Annotated in this window: 24 protein-coding genes; 15 read left to right on the forward strand and 9 right to left on the reverse strand. The window is 55.5% G+C overall.

Annotated elements, in window-relative coordinates:
* Positions 1-11 precede the first annotated feature (11 nt).
* Positions 12-608: a nucleoid occlusion factor SlmA gene (slmA, locus tag F3I21_RS19505; RefSeq protein WP_150059581.1), complete on the forward strand. Its 597-nt coding sequence runs from the start codon at positions 12-14 to the stop codon at positions 606-608.
* A 107-nt stretch (positions 609-715) separates the two neighbouring features.
* On the opposite strand, the gene pyrE is transcribed toward slmA, so the two are convergent.
* The 6 genes from pyrE to F3I21_RS19535 all read right to left on the reverse strand — a co-directional run bounded on the left by pyrE (position 716) and on the right by F3I21_RS19535 (position 5,975).
* A complete protein-coding gene (gene pyrE, locus F3I21_RS19510) occupies positions 716-1,357 on the reverse strand; it encodes an orotate phosphoribosyltransferase (RefSeq protein ID WP_150059582.1) in 642 nt (213 codons plus the stop codon).
* Between the two features lie 49 nt (positions 1,358-1,406).
* Positions 1,407-2,123: a ribonuclease PH gene (gene rph, locus F3I21_RS19515; RefSeq protein WP_021507082.1), complete on the reverse strand. Its 717-nt coding sequence runs from the start codon at positions 2,121-2,123 to the stop codon at positions 1,407-1,409.
* An 85-nt stretch (positions 2,124-2,208) separates the two neighbouring features.
* Entirely contained in the window at positions 2,209-2,613 is a 405-nt protein-coding gene (locus tag F3I21_RS19520) for a DUF3574 domain-containing protein (protein ID WP_150059583.1), read from the reverse strand.
* 7 nt (positions 2,614-2,620) lie between these two features.
* Positions 2,621-4,393 (reverse strand): PglL family O-oligosaccharyltransferase, encoded by a 1,773-nt coding sequence (locus F3I21_RS19525; RefSeq protein ID WP_190286114.1) that lies wholly within the window; start codon positions 4,391-4,393, stop codon positions 2,621-2,623.
* Between the two features lie 281 nt (positions 4,394-4,674).
* Positions 4,675-5,184, reverse strand: a complete 510-nt coding sequence (locus F3I21_RS19530; protein ID WP_150059585.1) for a hypothetical protein — start codon at positions 5,182-5,184, stop codon at positions 4,675-4,677.
* Positions 5,151-5,975 (reverse strand): transcriptional regulator, encoded by an 825-nt coding sequence (locus tag F3I21_RS19535; protein WP_150059586.1) that lies wholly within the window; start codon positions 5,973-5,975, stop codon positions 5,151-5,153. The genes F3I21_RS19530 and F3I21_RS19535 overlap by 34 nt, the downstream gene beginning before the upstream one ends.
* 262 nt (positions 5,976-6,237) lie before the next feature.
* On the opposite strand from F3I21_RS19535, the gene F3I21_RS19540 reads away from it, so the two are divergent.
* The 6 genes from F3I21_RS19540 to F3I21_RS19565 all read left to right on the forward strand — a co-directional run bounded on the left by F3I21_RS19540 (position 6,238) and on the right by F3I21_RS19565 (position 11,767).
* Complete coding sequence (locus F3I21_RS19540) at positions 6,238-7,101, forward strand: YicC/YloC family endoribonuclease (RefSeq protein WP_021507096.1); 864 nt, start codon at positions 6,238-6,240, stop codon at positions 7,099-7,101.
* Positions 7,102-7,708: 607 nt separating this feature from the next.
* On the forward strand, positions 7,709-8,632 hold the full coding sequence (gene lpxP, locus F3I21_RS19545; protein ID WP_104189276.1) for a kdo(2)-lipid IV(A) palmitoleoyltransferase: 924 nt from the start codon (positions 7,709-7,711) through the stop codon (positions 8,630-8,632).
* A gap of 53 nt (positions 8,633-8,685) precedes the next feature.
* On the forward strand, positions 8,686-9,828 hold the full coding sequence (locus F3I21_RS19550) for an alanine racemase (protein ID WP_190286115.1): 1,143 nt from the start codon (positions 8,686-8,688) through the stop codon (positions 9,826-9,828).
* Between the two features lie 121 nt (positions 9,829-9,949).
* On the forward strand, positions 9,950-10,345 hold the full coding sequence (locus F3I21_RS19555) for a hypothetical protein (protein WP_021507099.1): 396 nt from the start codon (positions 9,950-9,952) through the stop codon (positions 10,343-10,345).
* Positions 10,346-10,781: 436 nt separating this feature from the next.
* Positions 10,782-11,048: a hypothetical protein gene (locus F3I21_RS19560; protein WP_150059588.1), complete on the forward strand. Its 267-nt coding sequence runs from the start codon at positions 10,782-10,784 to the stop codon at positions 11,046-11,048.
* A gap of 74 nt (positions 11,049-11,122) precedes the next feature.
* On the forward strand, positions 11,123-11,767 hold the full coding sequence (locus F3I21_RS19565; protein ID WP_021507100.1) for an oligosaccharide flippase family protein: 645 nt from the start codon (positions 11,123-11,125) through the stop codon (positions 11,765-11,767).
* A gap of 79 nt (positions 11,768-11,846) precedes the next feature.
* Here F3I21_RS19565 and F3I21_RS19570 read toward each other — a convergent pair whose 3' ends face one another.
* Positions 11,847-12,536 carry a LuxR C-terminal-related transcriptional regulator gene (locus tag F3I21_RS19570; RefSeq protein ID WP_150059589.1) on the reverse strand — a complete coding sequence of 230 codons (690 nt, stop codon included), beginning with the start codon at positions 12,534-12,536 and terminating at the stop codon, positions 11,847-11,849.
* 288 nt (positions 12,537-12,824) lie between these two features.
* Here F3I21_RS19570 and F3I21_RS19575 point away from each other — a divergent pair, with 288 nt between their 5' ends.
* The gene (locus tag F3I21_RS19575) at positions 12,825-13,442 is read left to right on the forward strand and encodes a trimeric intracellular cation channel family protein (protein WP_031279636.1); all 618 of its coding nucleotides are present in this window, start codon (positions 12,825-12,827) and stop codon (positions 13,440-13,442) included.
* Here the strand turns inward: F3I21_RS19575 and ligB are convergent.
* Complete coding sequence (gene ligB, locus F3I21_RS19580) at positions 13,356-15,125, reverse strand: NAD-dependent DNA ligase LigB (RefSeq protein WP_150059590.1); 1,770 nt, start codon at positions 15,123-15,125, stop codon at positions 13,356-13,358. The two genes, F3I21_RS19575 and ligB, sit on opposite strands and share 87 nt — an antisense overlap.
* A gap of 238 nt (positions 15,126-15,363) precedes the next feature.
* Here ligB and gmk point away from each other — a divergent pair, with 238 nt between their 5' ends.
* Genes gmk through recG form a run of 5 tightly spaced genes read left to right on the forward strand, consistent with a single transcriptional unit; the run spans position 15,364 to position 21,226 of the window.
* Positions 15,364-15,987, forward strand: coding sequence for a guanylate kinase (gene gmk / locus F3I21_RS19585; RefSeq protein WP_021507104.1), 624 nt, complete (start codon positions 15,364-15,366; stop codon positions 15,985-15,987).
* Positions 15,988-16,044: 57 nt separating this feature from the next.
* The gene (gene rpoZ / locus F3I21_RS19590; protein WP_021314198.1) at positions 16,045-16,320 is read left to right on the forward strand and encodes a DNA-directed RNA polymerase subunit omega; all 276 of its coding nucleotides are present in this window, start codon (positions 16,045-16,047) and stop codon (positions 16,318-16,320) included.
* A 20-nt stretch (positions 16,321-16,340) separates the two neighbouring features.
* Entirely contained in the window at positions 16,341-18,452 is a 2,112-nt protein-coding gene (spoT, locus tag F3I21_RS19595) for a bifunctional GTP diphosphokinase/guanosine-3',5'-bis pyrophosphate 3'-pyrophosphohydrolase (protein WP_150059591.1), read from the forward strand.
* 3 nt (positions 18,453-18,455) lie between these two features.
* Positions 18,456-19,151 carry a tRNA (guanosine(18)-2'-O)-methyltransferase TrmH gene (trmH, locus tag F3I21_RS19600; protein WP_058759437.1) on the forward strand — a complete coding sequence of 232 codons (696 nt, stop codon included), beginning with the start codon at positions 18,456-18,458 and terminating at the stop codon, positions 19,149-19,151.
* Positions 19,148-21,226, forward strand: a complete 2,079-nt coding sequence (recG, locus tag F3I21_RS19605) for an ATP-dependent DNA helicase RecG (protein WP_150059592.1) — start codon at positions 19,148-19,150, stop codon at positions 21,224-21,226. Before trmH ends, recG begins: the two co-directional genes overlap by 4 nt.
* On the opposite strand, the gene F3I21_RS19610 is transcribed toward recG, so the two are convergent.
* A complete protein-coding gene (locus F3I21_RS19610; RefSeq protein ID WP_058759439.1) occupies positions 21,223-21,708 on the reverse strand; it encodes a MarR family winged helix-turn-helix transcriptional regulator in 486 nt (161 codons plus the stop codon). The two genes, recG and F3I21_RS19610, sit on opposite strands and share 4 nt — an antisense overlap.
* 69 nt (positions 21,709-21,777) lie before the next feature.
* Between F3I21_RS19610 and F3I21_RS19615 the strand changes: the two genes are divergently transcribed.
* Complete coding sequence (locus F3I21_RS19615) at positions 21,778-22,713, forward strand: zinc-binding alcohol dehydrogenase family protein (RefSeq protein WP_058759440.1); 936 nt, start codon at positions 21,778-21,780, stop codon at positions 22,711-22,713.
* A gap of 90 nt (positions 22,714-22,803) precedes the next feature.
* A complete protein-coding gene (locus F3I21_RS19620; RefSeq protein ID WP_104189288.1) occupies positions 22,804-24,192 on the forward strand; it encodes an NCS2 family protein in 1,389 nt (462 codons plus the stop codon).
* Positions 24,193-24,274: the final 82 nt, after the last annotated feature.

Raw genomic sequence — 24,274 nt, forward strand, 5'->3', positions numbered from 1 at the left:
TGTTGAAGGTCATGGCAGAAAAAAAAGTCGCGAAACGGAATCGTCGCGAAGAGATTTTGCAGGCGCTGGCGCAAATGCTGGAGTCGGGCGATGGCAGTCAGCGTATCACCACCGCCAAGCTGGCCGCCAATGTCGGCGTTTCGGAAGCGGCGTTATATCGCCACTTTCCCAGCAAAACGCGCATGTTTGATAGCCTGATTGAGTTTATTGAAGACAGTCTGATTACCCGCATCAATCTGATCCTGAAAGATGAAAAAGAGACGATGGCGCGTCTGCGCCTGATCGTGCAATTGCTGCTGGGATTTGGTGAGCGTAATCCAGGGCTGACGCGCATCCTGACCGGCCACGCGCTGATGTTTGAACAGGATCGCCTGCAGGGGCGCATTAATCAGCTGTTTGAACGTATCGAGGTTCAGCTGCGCCAGGTGATGAAAGAGAAGAAGATGCGCGACGGTGAAGGTTTCCAGACCGATGAGACGCTGCTCGCCAGCCATCTGCTGGCGTTCTGCGAAGGTTTGCTGTCACGCTATGTACGCTCGGAGTTCCGCTATCGCCCGACCGCCGATTTCGACAGCCGCTGGCCGTTGATTGCCGCACAGCTGGTTTAATACGCACAGCTGGTTTAATGACCACACCAGATTTGTAGCGGCGCGATTCATCGCGCAATAAATTGCGCCGCTACGCTATCGTGCGGCGCTGACTACCGCCGCAAACCTTAAATACCGTACTCTTTGCGATACGCCTTCACCTTCGCCAGATGGTCGGCCATCTCTGGCTTCTCCGCCAGGTAATCAATCAGCTCGCTCAGCGTAATGATCGCGGTGACCTTGCACTGATAATCGCGCTCCACTTCCTGAATCGCGGACATCTCGCCACGGCCGCGCTCCTGGCGGTCGAGTGAGATCAGCACGCCGGCCAGCGTGGCGTTGTGGGCATTGATGATGTCCATCGATTCACGAATTGCCGTGCCGGCGGTGATCACATCATCAACCAGCATCACTTTGCCCTGCAGCGGACTGCCCACCAGTAAACCGCCTTCGCCGTGATCTTTGGCCTCTTTACGGTTAAAACAGTACGGCACATCGCGGTCATGATGATCGGCCAGCGCCACGGCAGTAGTGGTCGCAATCGGAATGCCTTTATAAGCCGGGCCAAACAGCAGGTCGAAATCGACGCCGCCATCCACCAGCGCCTGCGCATAGAAACGGCCCAGCAGCGCTAAATCGCGCCCGGTATTGAACAGACCGGCATTAAAGAAATAGGGACTTTTACGGCCGGACTTCAGGGTAAACTCACCAAACTTCAGCACCCCTTTGTTCAGGGCGAACTCAATAAACTGACGCTGCCAGGCTTTCATTTCTCACTCCTCAAATAAAGAAAAGGCGACTCTGTGGTCGCCTGTTACATCAATCAATTAACGCCGCTTTCTGCGCCTGAATCAGCTGCTCAATGCCGCCGCGCGCCAGCGCCAGCAGCTGCAACAATTCGTCATGGCTGAACGGCTCGCCTTCTGCGGTGCCCTGCACCTCAATCATGCGGCCATCTTCGGTCATCACCACATTCATATCCGTTTCAGCGGCGGAGTCTTCGACATACTCTAAATCGCACACCGCTTCACCGGCTACGATGCCGACCGAGATCGCCGCCACCATACCTTTCAGCGGGCTGGCTTTCAGTTTACCGGCTGCCACCAGCGCGTTCAGCGCATCCGCCAGCGCCACGCAGGCACCGGTGATCGCCGCGGTGCGCGTGCCGCCGTCGGCCTGAATCACGTCGCAGTCCAGCGTGATGGTGAATTCACCCAGCGCCTGCAGATCAACCGCCGCACGCAGCGAGCGGGCGATAAGGCGCTGGATTTCCAGCGTACGTCCGCCCTGCTTGCCTTTGGCGGCTTCACGCGCCATACGGCTGTGCGTCGAACGCGGCAGCATGCCATATTCTGCGGTTACCCAGCCCTGACCTTTGCCTTTGAGAAAACGCGGCACGCCCTCTTCAACGGTCGCGGTGCACAGGACTTTGGTTTCGCCGAACTCGACAAGAACCGAGCCTTCCGCATGTTTGGTAAAGTGACGAGTGAGGGTGACGGGACGCACTTCAGAAGTGCTACGGCCTGCTGGACGCATGGTTTCTCTCCGGCTTGCTTGGGTTTGGCTGCGCATTATACGGACTTCACAGGCGGCTGTCCTGCCCGCGTGCAGGCAGCGCGTGTTACAGCGCCGCGCACACCAGCGAGTCGATACGCGTTACCGGTTGTGTCGCAAAACGATGTTTAAACTTATCGCGCAGCGCGTTAATGCTTTCGGAGCTGGCCCGATCCGCCGGATGAAGCAATACCAGTACCTTGCGATTGCCCTGCGGGCCGCGGGCATCGAAAATCGTCAGCGGCGAGGGAAAGTGCGGCGTGATGTCGCGTTCAGCAAACTGCGACCAGGCCGCTGCGCCAGCGGAGGACGGCAGGTCAAACCACAGCGTGGTTTGCATCATCATCTCGCCGGCCCCGCACACGGCCACGGGCGCGGTGTGCGGCGGAATAACCTGCGGGGTGGGCGGAGAAGTCTGACATCCGCTTAACATCATGGCGAAGCCCAGCGGCCTCATCCATTTATTCAACATCTTAGCCTCAGAAGTTGCCTGTCTCATCTGTCACAGCATAGGCCGCCGATGACCATTCCGTCATCATTTTTGCTTTAAGCTGCAGCAGGCTTTCATCTGTTGGATAGAGAGTCAGCGCCTGACGCAGCAGCCTGCGCGAGCGCTGATAGTGACGCAGATGCCACTCAATCATCACCGCATTCCGGAACACGTTGAGATCGTTATGGCGCTCCAGCCACAGCGACGACTGCTGCACAAAGCGCGCCAGCAGGCGCTCATCCCGCGTCTGGTTGTAGCGCATCAGGCAATGCACCATTTCGCCGAACTCATAGCGCTCGCCCTGAATCCACGGATTCCACAGCTGATCGCGTGAAGGGTACGAGAGGAACTGACCGCGCTCCGCCTGGGTGAGCAGCGCGTTGGTCTGCAGGCCGCTGAAGAAAAAAACGGAAACGCCCAGAGTCAATATGGCCAGTGTCAGCCGCAACGAAAAATGTCTCCGCTTTTCTTTACAAGCGGAAAGAGTGGCATCGTCTTCTGATGAGCGCAGCGCCAGATGACCTAATAATAATAGCAACCATAAATGTGGCAAAGATTGATAGAGGGGAAACTCAAGCATGGTATGCAAAACGACAGGAAGGGTAAGACTCCACAAAAGCTGTCGCTCAACATTATTTCTCAGCTTCCACAATGGCAAAAACCATGAAATTAAAATGGCCATCAGTCCTGTAAAGGCCAACACCCCACCTTCAATCCAGTAATAAAGAATCTCGTTATGAGGATGAACAACATCGAAAGAATTTTTATAGGCGTGCGCATCCATGCGTATTCTGGCAAAGTCATGCTCGAATGAACCAAAACCCCAACCACTAAATGGCTTTGCCATAATCATTTCTACAGAATGTAACCACAGCTCAAAGCGTGCCACATTTGAGCCAGTATACTCTCTGGTTCCCAAAGATATTTGATAGCGCACAATGCTTGCAATGACAGCACCTAACACGATGACAAATATGATTTTTATCAGTTTGATACGAACCTGCGGCGAGCTGATTATTAAAATAATCGACAATGCTAGCAAAAAGCCTAACATACCTGTCCGTGACTGAGTGAGAAACAATGCCACGCTAATAACTAATGCGGAGATAGAAATTATTAATGGGAAATTTTTATCGTTTTTAATCCATAGCCAGACCGAACAAATAAGCCCGGTGGCGAGGAAACTTGCTAAAACGTTAACCTGCTGAAAAATACCGTAGGGCCTGATTGCTGAAGGTTCAAACTTGAACTCCAGCATAGAATGTAACAATGAGGGGAAAGTTATCTGAAGAATAGAAAGAACAGACTGTAAAACCGCGAATAAAACGATTCCGGTTAACAAAGTGATTTGTTGATTACGAAGCTGGGGAACCTGATTAAGCACCAGCCATAATATAAAAATAAAGCCGAGATTTAAAAAGCGAAAAACCCCAGAAATAAGCGCATGGTCACTTTCCTGCAAAAGAACGGCCAGAGCTATGCAAAATAACATGAATAACTGTGCATGCGTCATATTATTATCATCAAGTAGCGTCGCAAGGCGGAACTTTCGCGTTAACAAAATGCCCGTTACAAATAATGCCAGAAGCCCAGCCGTCATTAAGTTTAAAGGAAGATCATAGGATGATCCTCCATTGTTAGGTATGTAAATCAAGGTTGGAGCAAAAACCGCCAGGCAGGCTATTGACGCTACAGGAACATGGTTTGATGCAGCGCTAAAAATGTCATGGGTATATTTTTTTATATCGCTAAAAAAAGACATCAGACCAGCACCTCTACGCGCCTCAGATAAATACCAGGAGAGAAAGCAACAAAGCAACATCTTTACTCATTATCCGGACATCCTCCGGCATTAATAAATAACAGCTAAAATTTCGACTAAACAGACTATAACATCTGGGATATGTGAATTTTGTGAAAAAATCAAAAATTAATTGTCAAAGTCTGAATTTAATGTGATTGGTTCTGAATGGCCAACATTCAGGATTGCCTGTAAGTCAACGCATGCCTGAAAGATGGGGATAAATTTGTGAGATTCACCCATCATTTCATGCAGATGATTGTGGGATTGAAATTATTGCCCAGAACATACTTTTTATTCTGCAGTCGATATATCCATCCATAATTGATATGCCCTAACGACAAACCGGCGGAGGTATAGCGGGCAATACTTTCATCATCGGCACGATTACCAAGATTATAGGAAAGTGATGTCGTTTCACTACGCAAGACTGAACCTGTGAAACCGTATTTTAATTCGAATGAAACATCCACAGGTTCACGCGAAAGAAGCTTATGATCCAGTCCATAATAACTTATAATACCGTTGTAATTTCCTGTAGCATGTAAAAAACGATTCTGGACTTTCCAGACACCGCGTGACACAACGAGTCTCTCCGCTTCATGTGTAATAATTATGGAATCAGATTCACAATCAGGCAAATGTCTGTTGACGATTAACCATAGCGTTAAGGCCAATACAAACAATAGCGTTAACAGTCCGCCTAAAATAATGAACATCACTCTGCGACGTAGGACATAACTGAACGACATAGCGCATTCTCCTTTTCAATGGGACGCTGACAAATAAACCAGCTAAATCGATCAATCATCTTATCGCTATGGATATAAATATGATTTTCATTATCTTCAAGACTGATTAAGTGCAAAATCTCCTTTTTAATAACAGGCAAAGAATGTTCAATTTTATCCATATGAGCTTTCGTTAAATCCTGCTGAATATACCAATGAAGAGAGTTTTCCACCCGATACTCTTGATATCGAACATCAACCACCCCTTTAACATCGAAAATTTTAATCCCCATTAACGAAAAGATAAGGAGAACGATACCACTACTTATTACGCCGATAAAGGTAAACAAAACGTGTCTTATGGCGCTGTGGCTTCCTGGCTTTCTTCGTTTGAATAAATGCCAATAGCTTCTGGCCTTTACATTCGTAAGTTTATTAGCATCCAGAACGCCCAATGGTTTTTCATCATGAGGCTCAATGACAGGGATAAGTGATTTAACAATAATGTCATCATTTAGCCTGTAACCTTTCCTGTGCATCGTAACAAACAAATCACCTTCAATATTAAAATGTGAAAATTGTTTGCGTAATGTTGACAGAACCTGGCGCAGCGAATTATCCGTGACAAGTACCCCCTGATTTCCCCATCCTTCTCTCAACAGCGCTTCACGGCTAATAACATCTCCGGGATTATGCATGAATAATGACAAACAGCGCGATGCACTCGCGTTGAGTTGTAAAGTCACCTTTCCTTTATTTTCAAGCGTCCTGCTTTCCGGATTGAATAATATCTCATTATTAATCAGCCACATAATAACCTCAAAACAAATCGAACTGACTAAACACACTCAGTAACAGCGTAACAGGCGACACAAAAAACAATTATCTTAAATACATTATTCTTAATTATTAATCTATTCCTGCCTGGTGATAATTAATGAAGAGTAAATTAATCATTTATAAATTAAGTTTTTTTATTATTAATACAGCCCAAATATCCCCATGAATTTATCTACCATGCACAAGCCACCCTCGCTATAATTCGAAGAACATTTCCTGAATGAGTAGAAGCTTATGATCCGCAGTATGACCGCATACGCCCGCCGTGAAGCCAAAGGCAGCTGGGGCAGCGCCGCCTGGGAACTGCGTTCCGTCAACCAGCGTTACCTCGAAACCTACATCCGCCTGCCGGAGCAGTTTCGCAGCCTGGAGCCGGTGATTCGCGAACGCATCCGTAACCGCCTGACGCGCGGCAAAATCGAGTGCAACCTGCGCTTCGACGCCGATGCCAGCGCCCAGGGTGAGCTGCAACTGAATGAGTCGCTGGCTAAACAGCTGGTGCAGGCGGCGAACTGGGTGAAGATGCAGAGTGATGAAGGCGCAATTAACCCGCTGGATATTCTGCGCTGGCCGGGCGTGATGACCGCGCAGGAGCAGGATCTAGACGCCATTAATGCTGAACTGCTGGCGGCGCTGGATGGCGCGCTGGACGATTTCATCATTGCGCGTGAAAGTGAAGGCAACGCGCTGAAAGCGCTGATCGAACAGCGGCTGCAGGGCGTGACCGAGCAGGTCAGCAAAGTGCGTGCACAGATGCCAGAAGTGCTGAAATGGCAGCGCGAGCGTCTGGTGAGCAAGCTGGAAGAAGCTGAGGTTCAGCTGGAGAACAATCGCCTTGAGCAGGAACTGGTGATGATGGCCCAGCGTATTGATGTAGCCGAAGAGCTGGATCGCCTCGATGCGCACGTAAAAGAGACTTACAACATTCTGAAGAAGAAAGAAGCCGTCGGCCGTCGCCTCGACTTTATGATGCAGGAGTTCAACCGCGAGTCGAACACGCTGGCGTCGAAATCGATCAATGCGGACATCACCGCCTCGGCAATTGAGCTCAAGGTGCTGATCGAACAGATGCGCGAGCAGATTCAGAACATCGAGTAACGCTTATCTCTCTATAAAGCCCTACTTAGGGCTTTATCTTTCCTTGCTAACAGCAGCCATTACGCCGGTTTGTATAGCGCCTGGTGGCTGGATCGCATGGTTTTACAGCCTGCCCGCAGGTATGCAGCGCGATTTTGCTTCACACCGTAGCCATAGGGTAAGCCTGATTGAGCTATAGCGCTTCCACCCGGACACAATAGTGTCTGATCATGGCTTTTTTAGCGTCAAATGGACATTACTGTGTCTGAATCTGGCTTACAGTAGCTGCCAGCCGATGCAGTAGACCAATATTTAATTTTCGCAATGTAAGGATTATTGCCTGAATGATGAGCAACTGTGTCTGTTACTGACCGAAAATGACATATAAATCTGGCCAGCCAATCCACCAACCTATTGTTTTTACGCAGTTTAAACCCAATCCGATTTCATTCTCACGCCAGTTAGTGCACGATCTATCAATCATCTGAATCCTGAAGATTGCAGAGTTTACATATCTTATACGGCACTATTTGCTAAAGTGGCGGTCGTAATAACTACAGTTGTACCGCACCGGGAACCATGGACCGACTTCTTCGCGCGTTACATTCACTCCTGACATGAAGGCGCTATGAAGAAAACCGGGCAGTTCTGTTCCAAACTTTTGCATCCCCGCTACTGGTTTACCTGGTTCGGGCTGGCAGTGCTCTGGCTGCTGGTGCAGCTCCCCTATCCTTTATTAATCCGGCTGGGTGCGACAGCGGGCCGGCTATCACGCCACTTCCTGAAGCGGCGCGAACGCATCACGCGGCGTAACATCGAACTCTGCTTCCCGCATATTAATGAAGACGAGAAAGAGATGATGATTGCCGGCAATTTTGAGTCGCTGGGCATGGCACTGGCGGAAACCGGCATCGCCTGGTTCTGGTCCGATGCGCGCGTGCGACAGCTGTTTCAGGTGCACGGCATCGCCAATCTTCAGCTGGCGCAGAGCCAGCAGCGCGGCGTAATGGTAATTGGCGTGCACTTTATGTCGCTGGAGCTGGGTGGCCGTATCACCGGACTGTGCCAGCCGATGATGGCGATGTATCGCCCGCACAATAATCAGGCGATGGAGTGGGCGCAGACCAAAGGGCGCATGCGATCCAATAAAGCAATGATTGATCGACGCGATCTGCGCGGCATGGTTCAGGCGCTGAAACAGGGCGAAGCCGTCTGGTTCGCGCCGGATCAGGACTACGGCCCGAAAGGCAGCGTGTTTGCTCCGCTGTTCGCAGTCGAGAAAGCGGCCACCACCAATGGCACCTTTGTGCTGTCGCGGCTGGCGAAACCGGCGATGCTGACCATCGTGCTGATTCGTAATGCGCGCAAAGACGGCTATCAGCTGATCATTCAGCCGCAGCTGGAAAACTACCCGCATGATGATGAAGCGGCCGCCGCGGCGTACATGAATCGGGTGATTGAGAAAGAAATTCTGCGCGCGCCTGAGCAATATCTGTGGCTGCATCGCCGCTTTAAAACCCGTCCGCCAGGCGAAGCTTCACTTTACGTCTAACCGGCGCTCGTGAATGATAGTCCGCACCAAGACATAACCTGCGGACTATTATAATGGAACACTCTGAGACAGCAGGCTGGCTGCGACCGCTGCACGCCGACCGGCTTACGCCCTACCTGGAAGTTGATGCTGCGCGCCTGCAGCGTAACCTGCAACTGATGCAACAGAAAGCCGATGCCGCCGGCGTCGCGCTGCGTCCCCACATCAAAACCCATAAAAGCGTCTGGATCGCTGAACAGCAGCGCCAGCTGGGTGCGCGCGGCATTACTGTGTCGAAACCGAGCGAAGGCGTGGCTTTTGTGCACGGCGGGGCACGCGATGTACTGCTGGCTTATCCCGTAGTGCACGCCGCCGCGCTGACCGAACTGCTGCAGCTGGCGGCACAGCATCAGGCGCGCATTACCTGCATCGCAGACTGCGCGGCGGGCGTGAGCGCCATTGTCGCCGCCCATCAGCAGCAGCCGGACTGCGCGCTGGCGATCGCCATTAAAGTGGATGTGGGTTTGCATCGCGTTGGCGTCGATCCGCATAGCGATAGCGCGCTGACGCTGGCGCAGCAGATTGTCGCCAGCGGATTGCCCTTCGCCGGGCTGATCTCGCATGCGGGTCATGCGTACGCTGCGGGTCATGCCACGGCGATAGCTGAGGTGGCGCAGCAGGAGATCGCGCTGATGCGTGACCTGCAACGGCGACTGCTGGATGCCGGTTTTGCCCCTTGTCCCATCTCGGTTGGCTCCACGCCCACGGCGCTGGCGGCACCGGTAGCCGCCGGCAGCGATGAAATTCGTCCCGGCAATTATGCCCTGCTGGATCTCACTGCCTGGCGTCTGGGCTTGTGTGAGGCGGATGCGCTGGCGTTAACGGTCGTGACGCGCGTGGTGGCCGTTAATCCTTATTACGCCATCATTGATGCCGGCTCCAAAATGCTGAGCTCGGACAAAGGCCCGCACGGCACCAATGCCAGCGGTTTCGGCATCGCGGTGGACGAGCATGGCCATCAGTATGAAGTGCAGAAGTTGTCGGAAGAGCACGGCTTTTTAACCTATGGCGAACATGCGCCTGCGGTTGGTGCCCTGCTGCGCATCTTCCCTAATCACAGCTGCGCGGTGGTGGCGCAATCCGATCGCTTCGTGCTGCGTCAGGCCGACGGCAGCGCCGGACTGCATGACATTCAGGGGCGTGGCCGTTTTATCTGACAAAAAACGCTGTTGCAGCACACTTCCGTCACCGGGCCGTTTGCAGTCCGGTGCCCTTCAGTTAAGGTGACAGGCGATGTTTCAGGTTTAATTTGTCGTTTACCTGCCCCGCGGAGGCTCCATGCTGCCATCTCAGACAGTGACGCTCACCATTCCCCGTAACTGGTTAGATCTGTACGAAACCATCTGGAAACCCGAATGTTTTGCGAAGTGGGCCAGCGGCCTGAGCAGCAGCACGCTGACGCAGGAAGGCCAGTACTGGAAAGCGAAAGGCCCGGAAGGCACAGTGAAGATTCGTTTCACTCCCTATAACCCGTTTGGCGTGATGGATCACTGGATTGACACCGGCAGCGGTAAAGAGATTTATATGCCGATGCGGGTCATTGCCAACGAGCAGGGTGCCGAAGTCGTCATGGTGGTTTATCGCCAGCCGCTGATGTCTGACGAGAAGTTCGCCGGGGATGTTGCCTGGGTAAAACGCGATCTTGAGCGCCTCCTTCATCTGTTAACCCATTAGAATCAATGCATTATACCACCAGCCACCCTTTATCCTCCGCTGGACGCAATCGCTAAAAAGCGGCATTTTTTTCGCGCAGCGGTGTTTAACTGTTTCACCGCGCGCAAAGCGCATTTTCGCACCATTCACCAGTCTGGCTAAAGCGTCGTAACCGGGAAAATTCCTGGACGTGCCGGACTGGCGAGAGCTGAGTGCTTCTGATTTAACTCTGTTTTTTCCTGTACGCTGACTTGTTCAACTTTGCAGCGCCATAAAAGGTGGAAAAGGACTAATAAATTGTAAAGACCAGAACTTATATATTCACATCCATATTCTGAAACCATTTATTCCTGCAGTCGATTTATAGGAGTTTTCTTATGGTGTTAATTTAAATAAAACAAGGTATAACTCGTTCACACACAGCAGTACTTAATAATAAAAACAGCAGGGACATAACATGGATCGCTCAACCTATCCTTTGTTATCTGAAAAAGAATTTGTTGAGATTGCCAGACGGATACTGGCCGGGAAATATAATAATGCAAAAGGATTTTATAACGATCTCGCGGATTTCCTCCTGACCGGAGGAGATACCGCGCAGACGCCACAACAATTACGCGCCAGGGGCATCATTTTATTATCAGAGCATCACTTAATTAACAGCATCGCGACGTGGCCGGCACTGAAAGGTATCTCAGGACTGCGACATGAAGCGCTGCATTGATGTGATCTGTACTCTGGGCCGCCGCCCGGGTGAACCCTTAATTGCACTGGTACATGTACCATAATGAGCAGAGTATGGCGATACGCGAAAGAAATCTGGCCAGCGCCAAATGGTCAGTGTTGTCATCAATAAAAATCGTTGGCATTGGGGTATTACAGCTTTCACTGCTGGCGCAAATCCTGCAGGCAAATGAGCTCAATTTGCTCGCGATTGCCGTAGTGATCTTATTAGTGATTGATACACTAGCCGATCGCGGCTTCGGTAACGCACTTATTCGCTATCAAAGTTTAAATAACAGCGAACTCTCGACGCTTTACTGGGGTAATGTATTAAGCGGTCTATTTATTTTTGCCGCGCTGTTTATCGGCAGTGACATTTACAGCCGAGTAATGGGACAGCCGGAACTGGCAATTATGCTGGAGATGATTTCCGTCATCTTTATTATTATTCCGCAGGGGCAGCACTATCGCGCCATCCTGCAACGGGAAAAACAATTTACGCGCATTGCCTTTACGGAAACGTCTTCCGTGCTGGCAGGGCTGGCGGTCACGCTGTTTACCGTGTGGCTGACGCCGTCAGTGCTGTGCGCCATCTGGGGTTACCTGGCGATGGTTTCCATCAGAATGCTGATCTACTGCTACTACGGACGTCCCTGGTTCCAGCCGGAGTACCGTTTTAGCCTGAAAGCTTTCGCCGCAGTGCGAGCAAGAAACGGATAATAACAACAAGTCTGTATGGTGGGCTCTGGGCATCTGCAAGATGCGTTCGCGTGCTGGTTACCAGCACGCTTTTTTCTTTTTATGCTTCCAGTAACTCTTCCAGCGAATGATAAGCCAGCTCGCTCCGCTTGCCATTGCGGTGCAGGCGCAGCCATCCCACCAGCATGCGCAGCTCATCAATCACCATAAACAGATCGGCCATGTCGTTTTTGCTTTTCACCTGCAGGCGGGTTAGCGCATTCAGCTTGTGTGCATTCACCGTTTTATGGCTGATACCGAGCCGGTTACCAATCTGCTCCGTGTTGTAGCCCCACGCCATCATCAGCAGTACCCGCAGCTGCCGGTCCGGTAGCAGAATGTCAGCCCCCTCCTGCAACTGCGGTATCCCGCCAGCGATACAGGCCAGCAGGCAGCGACACAGCGCGGTGTGTGAGGACTTTAAATCGAGGACGCTGAGTCCGGGCAGATAACGACTGAGAGCGTGCATCATCGGCAACAGGCGTCGCGTCAGTACCAGCACCTGCATAGCCGGAAACTGCTGCTGCAGCGCATACAGCACTTTGAAGGTGCCACTCAGCGGCATATTTTCGTGAAAGATAAACACCAGCAAGCGGGGTCGCAGCTTTTCACACTGCGAGATGACGGTACTGAGCGACCAGAGCTCATGCACCCGGCAGCCTACCGGTAATGCCGTCAGCAGGCTTTCCAGCCCGAGTGCCGCCAGCTTATCGGAGGAGTAATAGAGGATGTCTTCGCTGTGTTTTTTCATGCCTGTCCAGAGTTGCTGCACGTCGCGCCCGTAAATGATGAGCCTGAATGAGCAGGCATTAATCAGGTACGACACATCATCGGCGAAACTTAAATCAGGGCCGATCCGCCGTCTCGCATCATTTTTATTGATGCGAAAACACCGGCTGATAACCGCGTTATCTCTGTAACAAGCCCATTAGCAGGCTCGCCATTAAGATGGCTAATCCGAAAACCTTTTTTTAGAAAATCTCAGTGGTCTACACTCTGGGAAATCTTTAGCCTTGCCGCCAGTTTACTGGAGTGCTCTATGTTATTAACCGTCCTGTACATCATTGGAATTACCGCCGAAGCAATGACCGGTGCGCTGGCGGCAGGCCGACGCAAAATGGACCTGTTCGGCGTCATTATTATTGCGTCGGTCACGGCGATTGGCGGCGGCTCGGTGCGCGATATCCTGCTGGGCCACTATCCGCTCGGCTGGGTGAAACACCCGGAATACATCATGATCGTCGCGGCGGCGGCCGTGGTCACCACCTTTGTCGCGCCGCTGATGAATCATCTGCGTAAAGTGTTTCTGGTGCTGGATGCGCTGGGTCTGGTGGTGTTCTCGATTATCGGCGCACAGGTTGCGCTGGATTCCGGCCATGCGGCGATCATCGCCGCCATCGCCGCAGTCATCACCGGCGTTTTTGGCGGCGTGCTGCGCGATATGTTCTGCAACCGCATTCCGCTGGTGTTCCAGAAAGAGCTGTACGCCGGTATCGCTTTTGCCTCCGGCTGGATGTATATCCTGCTGCTGAAAACGCCGCTGGCACATGAAGTGGTGGTGATCATCACGCTACTGTTCGGCTTCTTCGCCCGCCTGCTGGCGCTGCGCTTCCGCCTCGGTCTGCCGATTTTCAACTACCCCCACCCCGAGCACTGACGGCTGCGCCGGGATATTCTGCTGCTGCAGAAAGTGAATCAGCGACTGCAGGCGCGCATCCTGCAGCATCGTCACCAGTCGCTGTGCCAGGACGTTGCCGATACCCGGCAGCTGCTGCCAGCTGTCGGCTGAACGCGCCAGCAGCTGCGACCACTGCGTATCGGGCAACGCCTGGAGCGCCGTGCGCGGCAGCGGTAAGCCCAGCGCGCTGATCCAGCGGCGCAGCGGCTGCTGGCGCGTCAGGTTAAAGCGATGCCAGATCTGCCGGGCGCGTACGGTAGAGATGCCCTGTGCCTGCGCAATTTGCTCTGGCGTGAGCGTCAGCCAGGAGAACAGGTGGCTGATGCTGCCACCGTCCAGCAGGCGCTGCCAGCTACTGCGCTGCATGCCAGCAATATCCAGCACCGACTTATGACTCAGCCAGCTGAGGCGCGATAGAAACTGCGCGCGACACCCTGGGCTGAAGTGCAGGCAGCTCAGCGGATTGAATGCGTTGTCCTGTGGCGGCTGGGGATAGTCGCGCTGCGCCACGCGCCAGATCACCCGTTCCAGCCGCGGAATACCCAGCCCGGCCAGCGACAGCGTGACCTGATCGCCGGCGATCACATCCCACTGCTTCCAGCGACGCAACGAGCCCAGATTGACCCGCCGGACGGTTTTATCCTCCAGCTGCACCGGCTGCAGGTTCAGCACCACGGCAATTTTGCCGGTGCGTCCGACGTTGAAATCCACCGACAGCACCTCGCTGCTGACTTCGGCAGGCTGATATTTCCACGCGGCCGACCAGCTGCCCTGCCCGGGCTGCCAGTCGCGCCCGACGCGCTGCGGTGACTGATGAATCACCACACCATCGGTGACAAAAGGCAGCGGCTGGCGATACCAGCGCTCACGCCAGGCTGCGACCTCCTCTTCATTGCTGACCTGGCGACTCCACTGCTGCGTCAGGGCGAAGCCCCACTTCGTAAGCTGCGCCAGCCGCGCCTGCATCATCGGCGGCCCATCCGGCCATGCCCAGATAAACACGCCAATGCGCGACAGCAGCGGACTGGCTTCGCGCCGCATCATGGCGCCCGCCACCTGGGCGCGCGCATTCTGACCGCCATCGCGCGCCTGCTGGTGATCGGTCATCGTCAGGAACAGTTCACCCTGCAACACCACTTCCGCACGGTCGGTCGCGATATGCTGCGGGATCGCCGCAATGTGCGGTGCTTTCGCCAGCCACTGTTCACCGCGCAGTCCGTCGCCCCGGCTGATCAGGCCAGCCAGTTCGCCGTGGCGATACACCAGCGTCACCGCCACGCCATCGACTTTCGGCTGCACCCACAGTGCCGGTTTATCCTGCATCCAGTAGGCCACCGCCAGCTTGTCACGCAGCTTGCGCACGCCGGTATGCGCCACCGGGTGCAGCGTGCTGCCGTCAGTGCTGAGCTGTGCCGCATAGCCGGGCAACGCCGGCGTGAAGCAGCGCTGCCACTGCTGTAAGCGCTGCTGCAGGCTGTCGTAGTCGGCATCGCTTACCGGGCTTTGCCCCTGACGGTAGTAGGCATCATCCCAGTGGCGCAGCTGGTTGTGCAGCACGCCCATCTCCTGTTCAGCGCGCACCGGTGACCAGTTGGGACAGACCGCCATCCCATTCGCACATCCCGCCAGCAACATCGCACACAGCCATCTCCATCCTTTCATCGTCGCCTCCTTTTTTGCTGATTGCAGCGTGCCGCGGTGAGTGACACCAGCGTTAAAAAGCCGATTGTGGAGCGAGGCTGACGGATTTTTGTGCGAATTGCAGAAAGTTGCGCTGCCGCTGGAGGGCGCGCACAGAAAAAGAATTGCCGCGTGCGGGCGGCAAACGCTGCGTGCTGCGCTTAAGCCGTGTATACTGTGCAGGAAATCGACTCCGCTCTTTACTCAATTCAAGATAACCATGGCTCAAGGCACGCTCTATATTGTTTCCGCCCCCAGCGGCGCAGGTAAATCCAGCCTGATTCAGGCGCTGTTAAAGACACAACCGCTGTACGATACGCAGGTGTCTGTTTCTCATACCACCCGCGGCGTGCGCCCCGGCGAAGCGCATGGTGAACACTACTTTTTCGTCTCAAAGCCTGAATTCGAACGCATGATCGCCGAGGATGCTTTCCTTGAGCATGCGGAAGTGTTTGGCAATTATTACGGCACCTCACGCGCGGCGATTGAGCAGGTGCTGGCGACCGGCGTTGACGTGTTTCTCGACATTGACTGGCAGGGCGCACAGCAGATTCGCCAGAGAATGCCGGCCGCACGCAGCATCTTTGTTCTGCCGCCATCCACCGAAGAGCTGGATCGCCGCCTGCGCGGCCGCGGTCAGGACAGCGAAGAGGTGATTGCCCGCCGCATGGCGCAGGCAGTGGCAGAAATGAGCCACTATGCCGAATACGATTATTTGATTGTTAATGATGATTTCGATCTGGCGCTGTCGGATCTGAAAACCATTATTCGCGCAGAACGTCTGCGTATGGGTCGCCAGAAAGCGCGACATGATGCTTTAATCAGCAAACTATTGGCAGTCTGAAGTCACTTTCAGTATTATGCCCAGTCATTTCTTCATCATCTGTGGAGTAGCACACCTATGGCACGCGTAACCGTTCAGGACGCAGTAGAGAAAGTTGGTAACCGTTTTGACCTGGTGTTGGTCGCTGCACGTCGTGCACGTCAGATGCAGGTAGGCGGCAAAGATCCGCTGGTTCCGGAAGAGAACGATAAAGCCACCGTTATCGCCCTGCGCGAAATCGAAGAAGGCCTGATCACCAACCAGATTCTGGATGTCCGTGATCGTCAGGAACAGCAAGAGCAGGAAGCCGCTGAGTTACAAGCCGTTACCGCTATCGCTGAAGGTCGTCGTTAACAGCACTCTGCAGGTCAACCTTGTATCTGTTTGAAAGCCTCAATCAGCTGATTGAAAAATACTTGCCTGAGGAGCAAATCAAGCGCCTCAAGCAAGCTTACCTTGTCGCACGTGATGCCCACGAGGGCCAGACACGCTCCAGCGGCGAACCCTATATCACCCATCCCGTTGCGGTTGCCTGCATTCTGGCCGAGATGAAGCTCGACCACGAAACGCTGATGGCGGCGCTGCTGCATGATGTGATTGAGGATACGCCCGCCACCTATCAGGACATGGAACAGCTGTTCGGAAAAAGCGTGGCCGAGCTGGTGGAAGGCGTTTCCAAGCTCGATAAGCTGAAATTCCGCGACAAGAAAGAAGCGCAGGCTGAAAACTTCCGCAAAATGATCATGGCGATGGTGCAGGACATTCGCGTCATCCTGATCAAACTGGCTGACCGCACGCACAACATGCGCACGCTGGGCGCGCTGCGTCCGGATAAAAAACGGCGCATCGCGCTGGAAACGCTGGAGATTTACAGTCCTCTGGCGCACCGCCTCGGTATTCATCACCTGAAAACGGAACTTGAAGAGCTCGGCTTTGAAGCGCTCTATCCAAACCGTTTCCGCGTGATTAAAGAGGTGGTGAAAGCGGCGCGCGGTAACCGTAAAGAGATGATTCAGAAGATCCTGTCGGAAATCGACGGGCGTCTGCAGGAAGCCGGCATTCCGTGCCGCGTCAGCGGACGGGAAAAGCATCTCTATTCGATCTACCGCAAAATGCACCTGAAAGAGCAGCGATTTCACTCGATCATGGATATCTATGCCTTTCGCGTCATCGTGAAAGACCTCGATACCTGCTATCGCGTGCTCGGTCAGATGCACAGCCTGTACAAACCGCGTCCCGGACGCGTGAAAGATTACATCGCCATTCCCAAAGCCAACGGCTATCAGTCACTGCACACCTCGATGATCGGCCCGCACGGCGTGCCGGTTGAGGTGCAAATCCGTACCGAAGATATGGATCAGATGGCGGAGATGGGGGTGGCGGCCCACTGGGCTTATAAAGAAGCCGGCGAAAGCGGTACCACCGCGCAAATTCGCGCCCAGCGCTGGCTGCAAAGCCTGCTGGAGCTGCAGCAGAGCGCTGGCAGCTCGTTTGAATTCATCGAAAGCGTAAAATCCGATCTGTTCCCGGATGAGATCTACGTGTTTACGCCGGAAGGCCGCATCGTCGAACTGCCCGCGGGCGCCACGCCGGTGGATTTCGCCTATGCGGTGCACACCGATATCGGCCACGCCTGCGTCGGTGCGCGCGTCGATCGCCAGCCGTATCCGCTGTCGCAGGCGCTGACCAGCGGCCAGACGATTGAAATCATTACCGCCCCTGGCGCCCGGCCAAATGCCGCGTGGCTCAACTTTGTGGTCAGCTCAAAAGCGCGTGCCAAAATCCGCCAGCTGCTGAAAAACCTCAAGCGCGAAGATTCCGTTAACCTCGGCCGTCGTCTGCTGAGCCACGCGCTCGGCGGCAGTAAAAAGCTGGCCGAGATTCCGGCGGAGAATATTCAGCAGGAGCTGGAGCGTATGAAGCTCTCCAGCATCGACGATCTGCTGGCGGAGATTGGCCTCGGCAATGCCATGAGCGTGGTGGTGGCGAAGAACCTGCTGCAATCCGGCAGCGAACCGTCATCTGGCAGCAGCAAGCGCAGTAAAAAGCTGCCAATCAAGGGCGCTGATGGCGTGCTGATTACCTTCGCCAAGTGCTGCCGTCCCATCCCTGGCGACCCGATTGTCGCGCATGTCAGCCCCGGTAAAGGGCTGGTGGTGCATCACGAATCCTGCCGCAACATTCGCGGCTACCAGAAAGAACCGGAAAAATTCATGCCGGTTGAATGGGATAAAATGACCGATCAGGAGTTTGTCGCCGAGATTAAGGTGGATATGTTTAATCACCAGGGCGCGCTGGCCAACCTGACCGCGGCAATCAATACCGCAGGTTCGAATATTCAAAGCCTCAATACCGAAGAGCGTGACGGCCGCGTTTACAGCGCCTTCATCCGCCTCACCGCGAACGATCGCGTCCATCTGGCCAATATCATGCGTAAAATCCGCGTGATGCCGGACGTGATTAAAGTTCACCGTAACCGTAATTAGTGCATGAACGCTCAACGTTTTGCTCGTATCCAGGAGATGCTGGCCATGCGCCAGCACGATCTCACCGTCTGCATGGAGCAGGTGCATAAGCCGCACAATGTCTCTGCGGTGATCCGCACCGCCGACGCCGTCGGCATCCACGAAGTGCACGCGGTATGGCCCAGCGTGCGTATGCGCACCATGGTGTCCGCGTCGGCGGGCAGTAACAGTTGGGTGAAGGTGAAAACCCATCGCCACATTGCTGATGCGGTGCGCCATCTGAAAGATCGCGGCATGCAGGTGCTGGCGACCCATCTGTCTGACAAAGCGGTCGATTTCCGCGAGATCGATTACACCAAACCGACCTGTATTTTGATGGGCCAGGAGAAAACCGGCATCACCGCTGAAGCGCTGGCGCTGGCCGACCGCGATATCATCATTCCGATGGTCGGTATGGTGCAGTCGCTGAATGTCTCCGTGGCCTCTGCGCTGATTCTGTATGAAGCCCAGCGTCAGCGGCAAAACGCCGGCATGTATCGCCGCCAGCACAGCCTGCTGGACGAGGATGAGCAGCAGCGCCTGCTGTTTGAGGGCGGTTATCCGGTGCTGGCGCGCGTAGCGAAGCAGAAGGGCCTGCCCTATCCGCACATCAACGCGCAGGGCGAAGTCGAAGCCGATGCCGCCTGGTGGGCCACCATGCAAGCGACGGGTAAAAAATGAAAGGCCGTCTGCTGGATGCCATTCCGCTCAGTACCCTGACCGGCGTCGGCGCCAGCCAGGCGGGTAAGCTGGCGAAACTCGGCCTGTTTACTATTCAGGATCTGCTGCTGCATCTGCCGCTGCGCTACGAAGACCGCACCCAGCTGTACAAAATTAACGATCTGCTGCCCGGCATCTGGGCGACGGTGGAAGGTGAAGTGCTGCACAGCGAAATCACCTTTGGCCGCCGCCGCATGCTGGTATGCCAGATCAGCGACGGCAGCGGCGTGCTGACGATGCGCTTCTTCAATTTCAACGCCGGCATGAAAAACAGCCTGGCGCCGGGCCGTCGCGTCACCGCTTATGGCGAGATCAAACGCGGCCAGCGCGGCGCCGAAATCATTCATCCGGAGTATCGCGTCCAGGGCGAGCTGGGTGGCGTTGAGCTGCAGGAAACTCTGACGCCGGTCTATCCCACCACCGAAGGTATTCGCCAGGCCACGCTGCGCAATCTCACCGATCAGGCACTGACGCTGCTGGAGAGCTGCCCGATTGCCGAGCTGCTGCCGCCGGAATTGAGCGGCGGTCTGATCAGTCTGCCAGAGGCGCTACGCACCCTGCACCGGCCGCCGCCGGACCTGCGCCTGAGCGAGCTGGAAACCGGCCGTCATCCGGCGCAGAAGCGTCTGATTCTCGAAGAGCTGCTGGCGCACAATCTCAGCATGCTGGCGGTACGCGCCGGCGCGCAGCGCCATCACGCCCTGCCCATGCCGGCACGCCACCAACTGGTGGATAAACTGCTGGCCGCGCTGCCATTCTCGCCCACCGCGGCGCAGCGGCGCGTGGTCGCAGAGATTGAGCGCGATCTGGCGCATGACTTCCCGATGATGCGCCTGGTGCAGGGTGATGTCGGCTCCGGTAAAACGCTGGTGGCTGCGCTGGCGGCGCTGAACGTGATCGCCCACGGCAAGCAGGTAGCGCTGATGGCGCCGACCGAACTGCTGGCAGAACAACACGCCAGTAATTTCCGCCAGTGGTTTGCGCCGCTTGGCGTGGAAGTTGGCTGGCTGGCAGGAAAGCAGAAAGGGAAAGCGCGCGAAGCGCAACAGGAGGCGATTGCCAGCGGTCAGGTGGCGATGGTGGTGGGCACGCACGCGCTGTTCCAGGAACAGGTGAAGTTCAACGGCATGGCGCTGGTGATCATTGATGAGCAGCACCGTTTCGGCGTGCATCAGCGGCTGGCGCTGTGGGAAAAAGGCGAAGAGCAGGGTTTCCATCCGCATCAGCTGATCATGACGGCCACCCCGATTCCGCGCACCCTGGCGATGACGGCCTACGCCGATCTGGATACCTCAACCATTGACGAGCTGCCGCCGGGCCGTACGCCGGTGACCACGGTGGCAATTCCCGATACCCGCCGCAGCGACATCATCACCCGGGTGCAAAGCGCCTGCCACGAGGGCCGTCAGGCCTATTGGGTGTGTACGCTGATCGATGAATCCGACATGCTGGAAGCGCAGGCGGCGGAAGCCACCTGGCAGGAGCTGAAAGTGGCGCTGCCGGACCTGCAGGTCGGTCTGGTACACGGGCGTATGAAGCCTGCGGAGAAACAGGCGGTAATGGCGGCGTTCAAGGCCAACGAAATCCAGCTGCTGGTGGCCACCACGGTGATTGAGGTCGGCGTGGATGTGCCCAACGCCAGCCTGATGATCATCGAAAACCCGGAACGACTTGGTCTGGCGCAGCTGCATCAGCTACGCGGACGCGTTGGCCGCGGTGCCGTCGCCTCACACTGCGTGCTGCTGTACAAAGCACCGCTGAGTAAAACCGCGCAGAAACGCCTGCAGGTGCTGCGCGACAGCAACGACGGTTTTGTCATCGCCCAGCACGATCTGGAGATTCGCGGTCCGGGTGAACTGCTCGGCACGCGCCAGACCGGCAACGCCGAGTTTAAAGTCGCCGATTTACTGCGCGATCAAAGCATGATTCCGGAAGTGCAGCGCGTGGCGCGCCATATTCACCAGCATTATCCTGAACAGGCCCAGGCGCTGATCGAGCGCTGGCTGCCGGAAACCGAGCGCTACAGCCACGCTTAATCCAGCTGCGACTGTCGATCCACCGCCATAAAATCCCCGACGAAGCGCTGTAACAGGCGCGTTAACTTCGCGCGCTCTTCGGCTGGCCAGCCAGCGAACAGCTGCTGATAGATCTGGGTGCGCGCCGCGTCGATTTTATCCGTCATCGCTTTTCCCGCTGCCGTGATCACCGCCTCATTGACCCGCTTGTCTCTGGCATTTTTCTGCCGCTGCGCCAGCCCCAGCTCTTCCAGCTTCGCCACCTGGCGGCTGACGGTGGTGTAATCGCGCCCGGCGCGATCGGCCAGCTCGACCACGCCGAGGGGACCAAAGCGGCCAATCTGGATCAGCAACGGAAACAGGGCGCGATCCAGCTGGATACCGGACTCTTTTATCAGTAATTCATCACGTTGCGGACGATTAAAGGTGCCGACGATCATCAGCAGCGCATTGTGCAAATCATCGAAGCTGGCATTATTATGTGTATTTTGCACACTTTTCATTGACGTCATCCCAGAGCAGGCCTAATGTGTGCATATTACACATATTATCCGATGAACTGAAGGTGAAACATGAAAGCAGCCATTGTCAGTGCCGCAGGTGAGAAACCGGTATGGGGCGATTTCCCGCCACCGCAGGCCGATGAACAGCATGTGGTGGTGACGGTGAAGGCCGCCGCCATCAGCCAGCTGGCGAAAGCGCGGGCCGCCGGCGCCCATTACAGCGCCGGTAGCCACTATCCGTTTATCGCCGGTATTGATGGCACCGGCACGCTGAGCAACGGCGATCCGGTCTATTTTCTCGCCTTTAGCGCACCGTGGGGCAGTATGGCGCAGCAGACCCGGGTGCCGGCTGCAGCGGTGGTTGCGCTGCCGCCGACGCTTGATCCGCTGCTGGCTGCGGCAATCGCCAATCCCGGCATGTCCTCGTGGGCCGCACTGACGCGTCGCGCGCAGTTTCAGGCAGGTGAAACCCTGCTGATCAACGGCGCAACCGGCACCTCCGGCGGGCTGGCGGTGCGCATTGCGCGTCACCTCGGTGCCGGGAAAATCATCGCCACCGGCCGTAACCGCGCGGTGCTGGAGCAGCTGCGCACGCAGGGCGCGGATATCATCCTGATGCTGGATGAACTGCCCGGCGCGCTGCCAGCGCTGATGCAGCAGGGCATTGATGTGGTGCTGGATTATCTGTGGGGCCAGAGTGCGCTCGACATCATGCATGCGGCCGTGGCCGGCGGTGAGAAAACGGTGCGCTTCGTGCAGATTGGGTCGCTCAGCGGGCAGGAGATCGCACTGCACAGTAAACTGCTGCGCTCATCCGGGCTGACGCTGATGGGCAGCGGACTGGGCAGCGTCTCTGACAGCGAACTGATCGCCTGTATTGGTGAGATGCTGAACGCCGCCGCTGAAAGTGACTTCTCCATCGCTTTTCAGCAGCGTCCGCTGAGTGAGGTAGAGCAGGCGTGGCAGCAGGATGACAGCCGCTGCCGCACGGTGTTTACGCTCTAGATCAATCGCAACTAAAAGGGGCATTGCAAACGATTGCTTTCACAACGCAACCGTTTAAAATCGCCCCTTTGTTGTTATTGAGAAGCCACCATGTCCGTCAATACTGCTGAATCCCGCCAGCCTGCCACTGCGCCAGGCGAGAGCAAAAGTGAACTGATTTACCGTCTTGAAGATCGTCCGCCGCTGCCGCAAACGCTGTTTGCTGCCTGCCAGCATCTGCTGGCGATGTTTGTGGCGGTGATTACCCCGGCACTGCTGATCTGCCAGGCGCTCGGCTTACCGGCGCAGGACACGCAGCACATCATTAGCATGTCGCTGTTTGCTTCGGGCGTGGCGTCCATTCTGCAAATTAAAACCTGGGGACCGGTGGGTTCTGGCCTGCTGTCGATTCAGGGCACCAGCTTTAACTTTGTCACGCCGCTGATCATGGGCGGTATGGCGCTGAAAAACGGCGGCGCCGATGTGCCGACCATGATGGCAGCGCTGTTTGGTACCCTGATGGTGGCTTCCTGTACTGAGATGTTGCTGTCACGCGTGCTGCACCTCGCGCGCCGCATCATCACGCCGCTGGTGTCCGGCATTGTGGTGATGATTATCGGTCTGTCGCTGATTCAGGTCGGCCTGACCTCGATTGGCGGTGGCTTCGCCGCCATGAACGATCACAGCTTTGGGGCGCCGAAAAATCTGCTGCTGGCCGGTGCCGTGCTGCTGGTCATCATCCTGCTCAACCGCCAGCGCAACCCTTATCTGCGCGTCGCGTCGCTGGTGATCGCCATGGCAGTGGGTTATGCGCTGGCCTGGGCGCTGGATATGCTGCCCGCTACCTCAGCACCAACCAACCAGGGGCTGCTGGCCGTGCCGTCGCCGCTCTATTACGGCCTGGGTTTTGACTGGAATCTGCTGATCCCGCTGATGCTGGTGTTTATGGTGACCTCGCTGGAAACCATCGGCGATATTACCGCCACCTCCGATGTCTCCGAACAGCCGGTCAGCGGTCCGCTGTATATGAAGCGCCTGAAAGGCGGCGTGCTGGCCAATGGTCTCAACTCGTTTGTGTCGGCGCTGTTCAACACCTTCCCTAACTCCTGCTTTGGTCAGAACAACGGGGTGATTCAGCTGACCGGCGTGGCCAGCCGCTACGTGGGCTTTGTGGTGGCGCTGATGCTGATCGTACTCGGCCTGTTCCCGGCGGTGAGCGGCTTTGTGCAGCATATTCCGGAACCGGTACTGGGCGGTGCCACCATCGTGATGTTTGGTACCATTGCCGCTTCTGGCGTGCGCATCGTGTCGCGCGAACCACTCAATCGCCGCGCCATTATGATCATCGCGCTGTCGCTGGCGGTGGGCCTTGGCGTATCGCAACAGCCGCTGATTCTGCAATTTGCCCCGGACTGGCTGAAAACCCTGCTGTCATCCGGCATCGCCGCCGGGGGTATCACCGCTATCGTGCTTAACCTCGTCTTTCCGCAGGAAAAGTAATGCTGCTGGCAGGCTACGGCCTGCCTGTTATTTATCCGCTTTTTCATCCAGGCTGTTGAGCTGTAACGGTAATTCAGGCATA

Source organism: Pantoea sp. B_9, from assembly GCF_008632015.1.
Lineage (GTDB): Bacteria > Pseudomonadota > Gammaproteobacteria > Enterobacterales > Enterobacteriaceae > Pantoea > Pantoea dispersa.

Coding starts and splice junctions, on each gene's coding strand:
- F3I21_RS19520 (WP_150059583.1), bottom strand. CDS start 2,613: ATGTTGAATAAATGGATGAGGCCGCTGGGCTTCGCCATGATGTTAAGC.
- ligB (WP_150059590.1), bottom strand. CDS start 15,125: ATGAAAGGATGGAGATGGCTGTGTGCGATGTTGCTGGCGGGATGTGCG.
- F3I21_RS19620 (WP_104189288.1), top strand. CDS start 22,804: ATGTCCGTCAATACTGCTGAATCCCGCCAGCCTGCCACTGCGCCAGGC.
- trmH (WP_058759437.1), top strand. CDS start 18,456: ATGAACGCTCAACGTTTTGCTCGTATCCAGGAGATGCTGGCCATGCGC.
- F3I21_RS19525 (WP_190286114.1), bottom strand. CDS start 4,393: ATGTCTTTTTTTAGCGATATAAAAAAATATACCCATGACATTTTTAGC.
- F3I21_RS19565 (WP_021507100.1), top strand. CDS start 11,123: ATGGCGATACGCGAAAGAAATCTGGCCAGCGCCAAATGGTCAGTGTTG.
- gmk (WP_021507104.1), top strand. CDS start 15,364: ATGGCTCAAGGCACGCTCTATATTGTTTCCGCCCCCAGCGGCGCAGGT.
- F3I21_RS19570 (WP_150059589.1), bottom strand. CDS start 12,536: ATGAAAAAACACAGCGAAGACATCCTCTATTACTCCTCCGATAAGCTG.
- recG (WP_150059592.1), top strand. CDS start 19,148: ATGAAAGGCCGTCTGCTGGATGCCATTCCGCTCAGTACCCTGACCGGC.
- F3I21_RS19555 (WP_021507099.1), top strand. CDS start 9,950: ATGCTGCCATCTCAGACAGTGACGCTCACCATTCCCCGTAACTGGTTA.
- F3I21_RS19575 (WP_031279636.1), top strand. CDS start 12,825: ATGTTATTAACCGTCCTGTACATCATTGGAATTACCGCCGAAGCAATG.
- F3I21_RS19550 (WP_190286115.1), top strand. CDS start 8,686: ATGGAACACTCTGAGACAGCAGGCTGGCTGCGACCGCTGCACGCCGAC.
- rph (WP_021507082.1), bottom strand. CDS start 2,123: ATGCGTCCAGCAGGCCGTAGCACTTCTGAAGTGCGTCCCGTCACCCTC.
- F3I21_RS19610 (WP_058759439.1), bottom strand. CDS start 21,708: ATGAAAAGTGTGCAAAATACACATAATAATGCCAGCTTCGATGATTTG.
- F3I21_RS19540 (WP_021507096.1), top strand. CDS start 6,238: ATGATCCGCAGTATGACCGCATACGCCCGCCGTGAAGCCAAAGGCAGC.
- F3I21_RS19530 (WP_150059585.1), bottom strand. CDS start 5,184: ATGTCGTTCAGTTATGTCCTACGTCGCAGAGTGATGTTCATTATTTTA.
- F3I21_RS19535 (WP_150059586.1), bottom strand. CDS start 5,975: ATGTGGCTGATTAATAATGAGATATTATTCAATCCGGAAAGCAGGACG.
- pyrE (WP_150059582.1), bottom strand. CDS start 1,357: ATGAAAGCCTGGCAGCGTCAGTTTATTGAGTTCGCCCTGAACAAAGGG.
- lpxP (WP_104189276.1), top strand. CDS start 7,709: ATGAAGAAAACCGGGCAGTTCTGTTCCAAACTTTTGCATCCCCGCTAC.
- F3I21_RS19615 (WP_058759440.1), top strand. CDS start 21,778: ATGAAAGCAGCCATTGTCAGTGCCGCAGGTGAGAAACCGGTATGGGGC.
- rpoZ (WP_021314198.1), top strand. CDS start 16,045: ATGGCACGCGTAACCGTTCAGGACGCAGTAGAGAAAGTTGGTAACCGT.
- F3I21_RS19560 (WP_150059588.1), top strand. CDS start 10,782: ATGGATCGCTCAACCTATCCTTTGTTATCTGAAAAAGAATTTGTTGAG.
- slmA (WP_150059581.1), top strand. CDS start 12: ATGGCAGAAAAAAAAGTCGCGAAACGGAATCGTCGCGAAGAGATTTTG.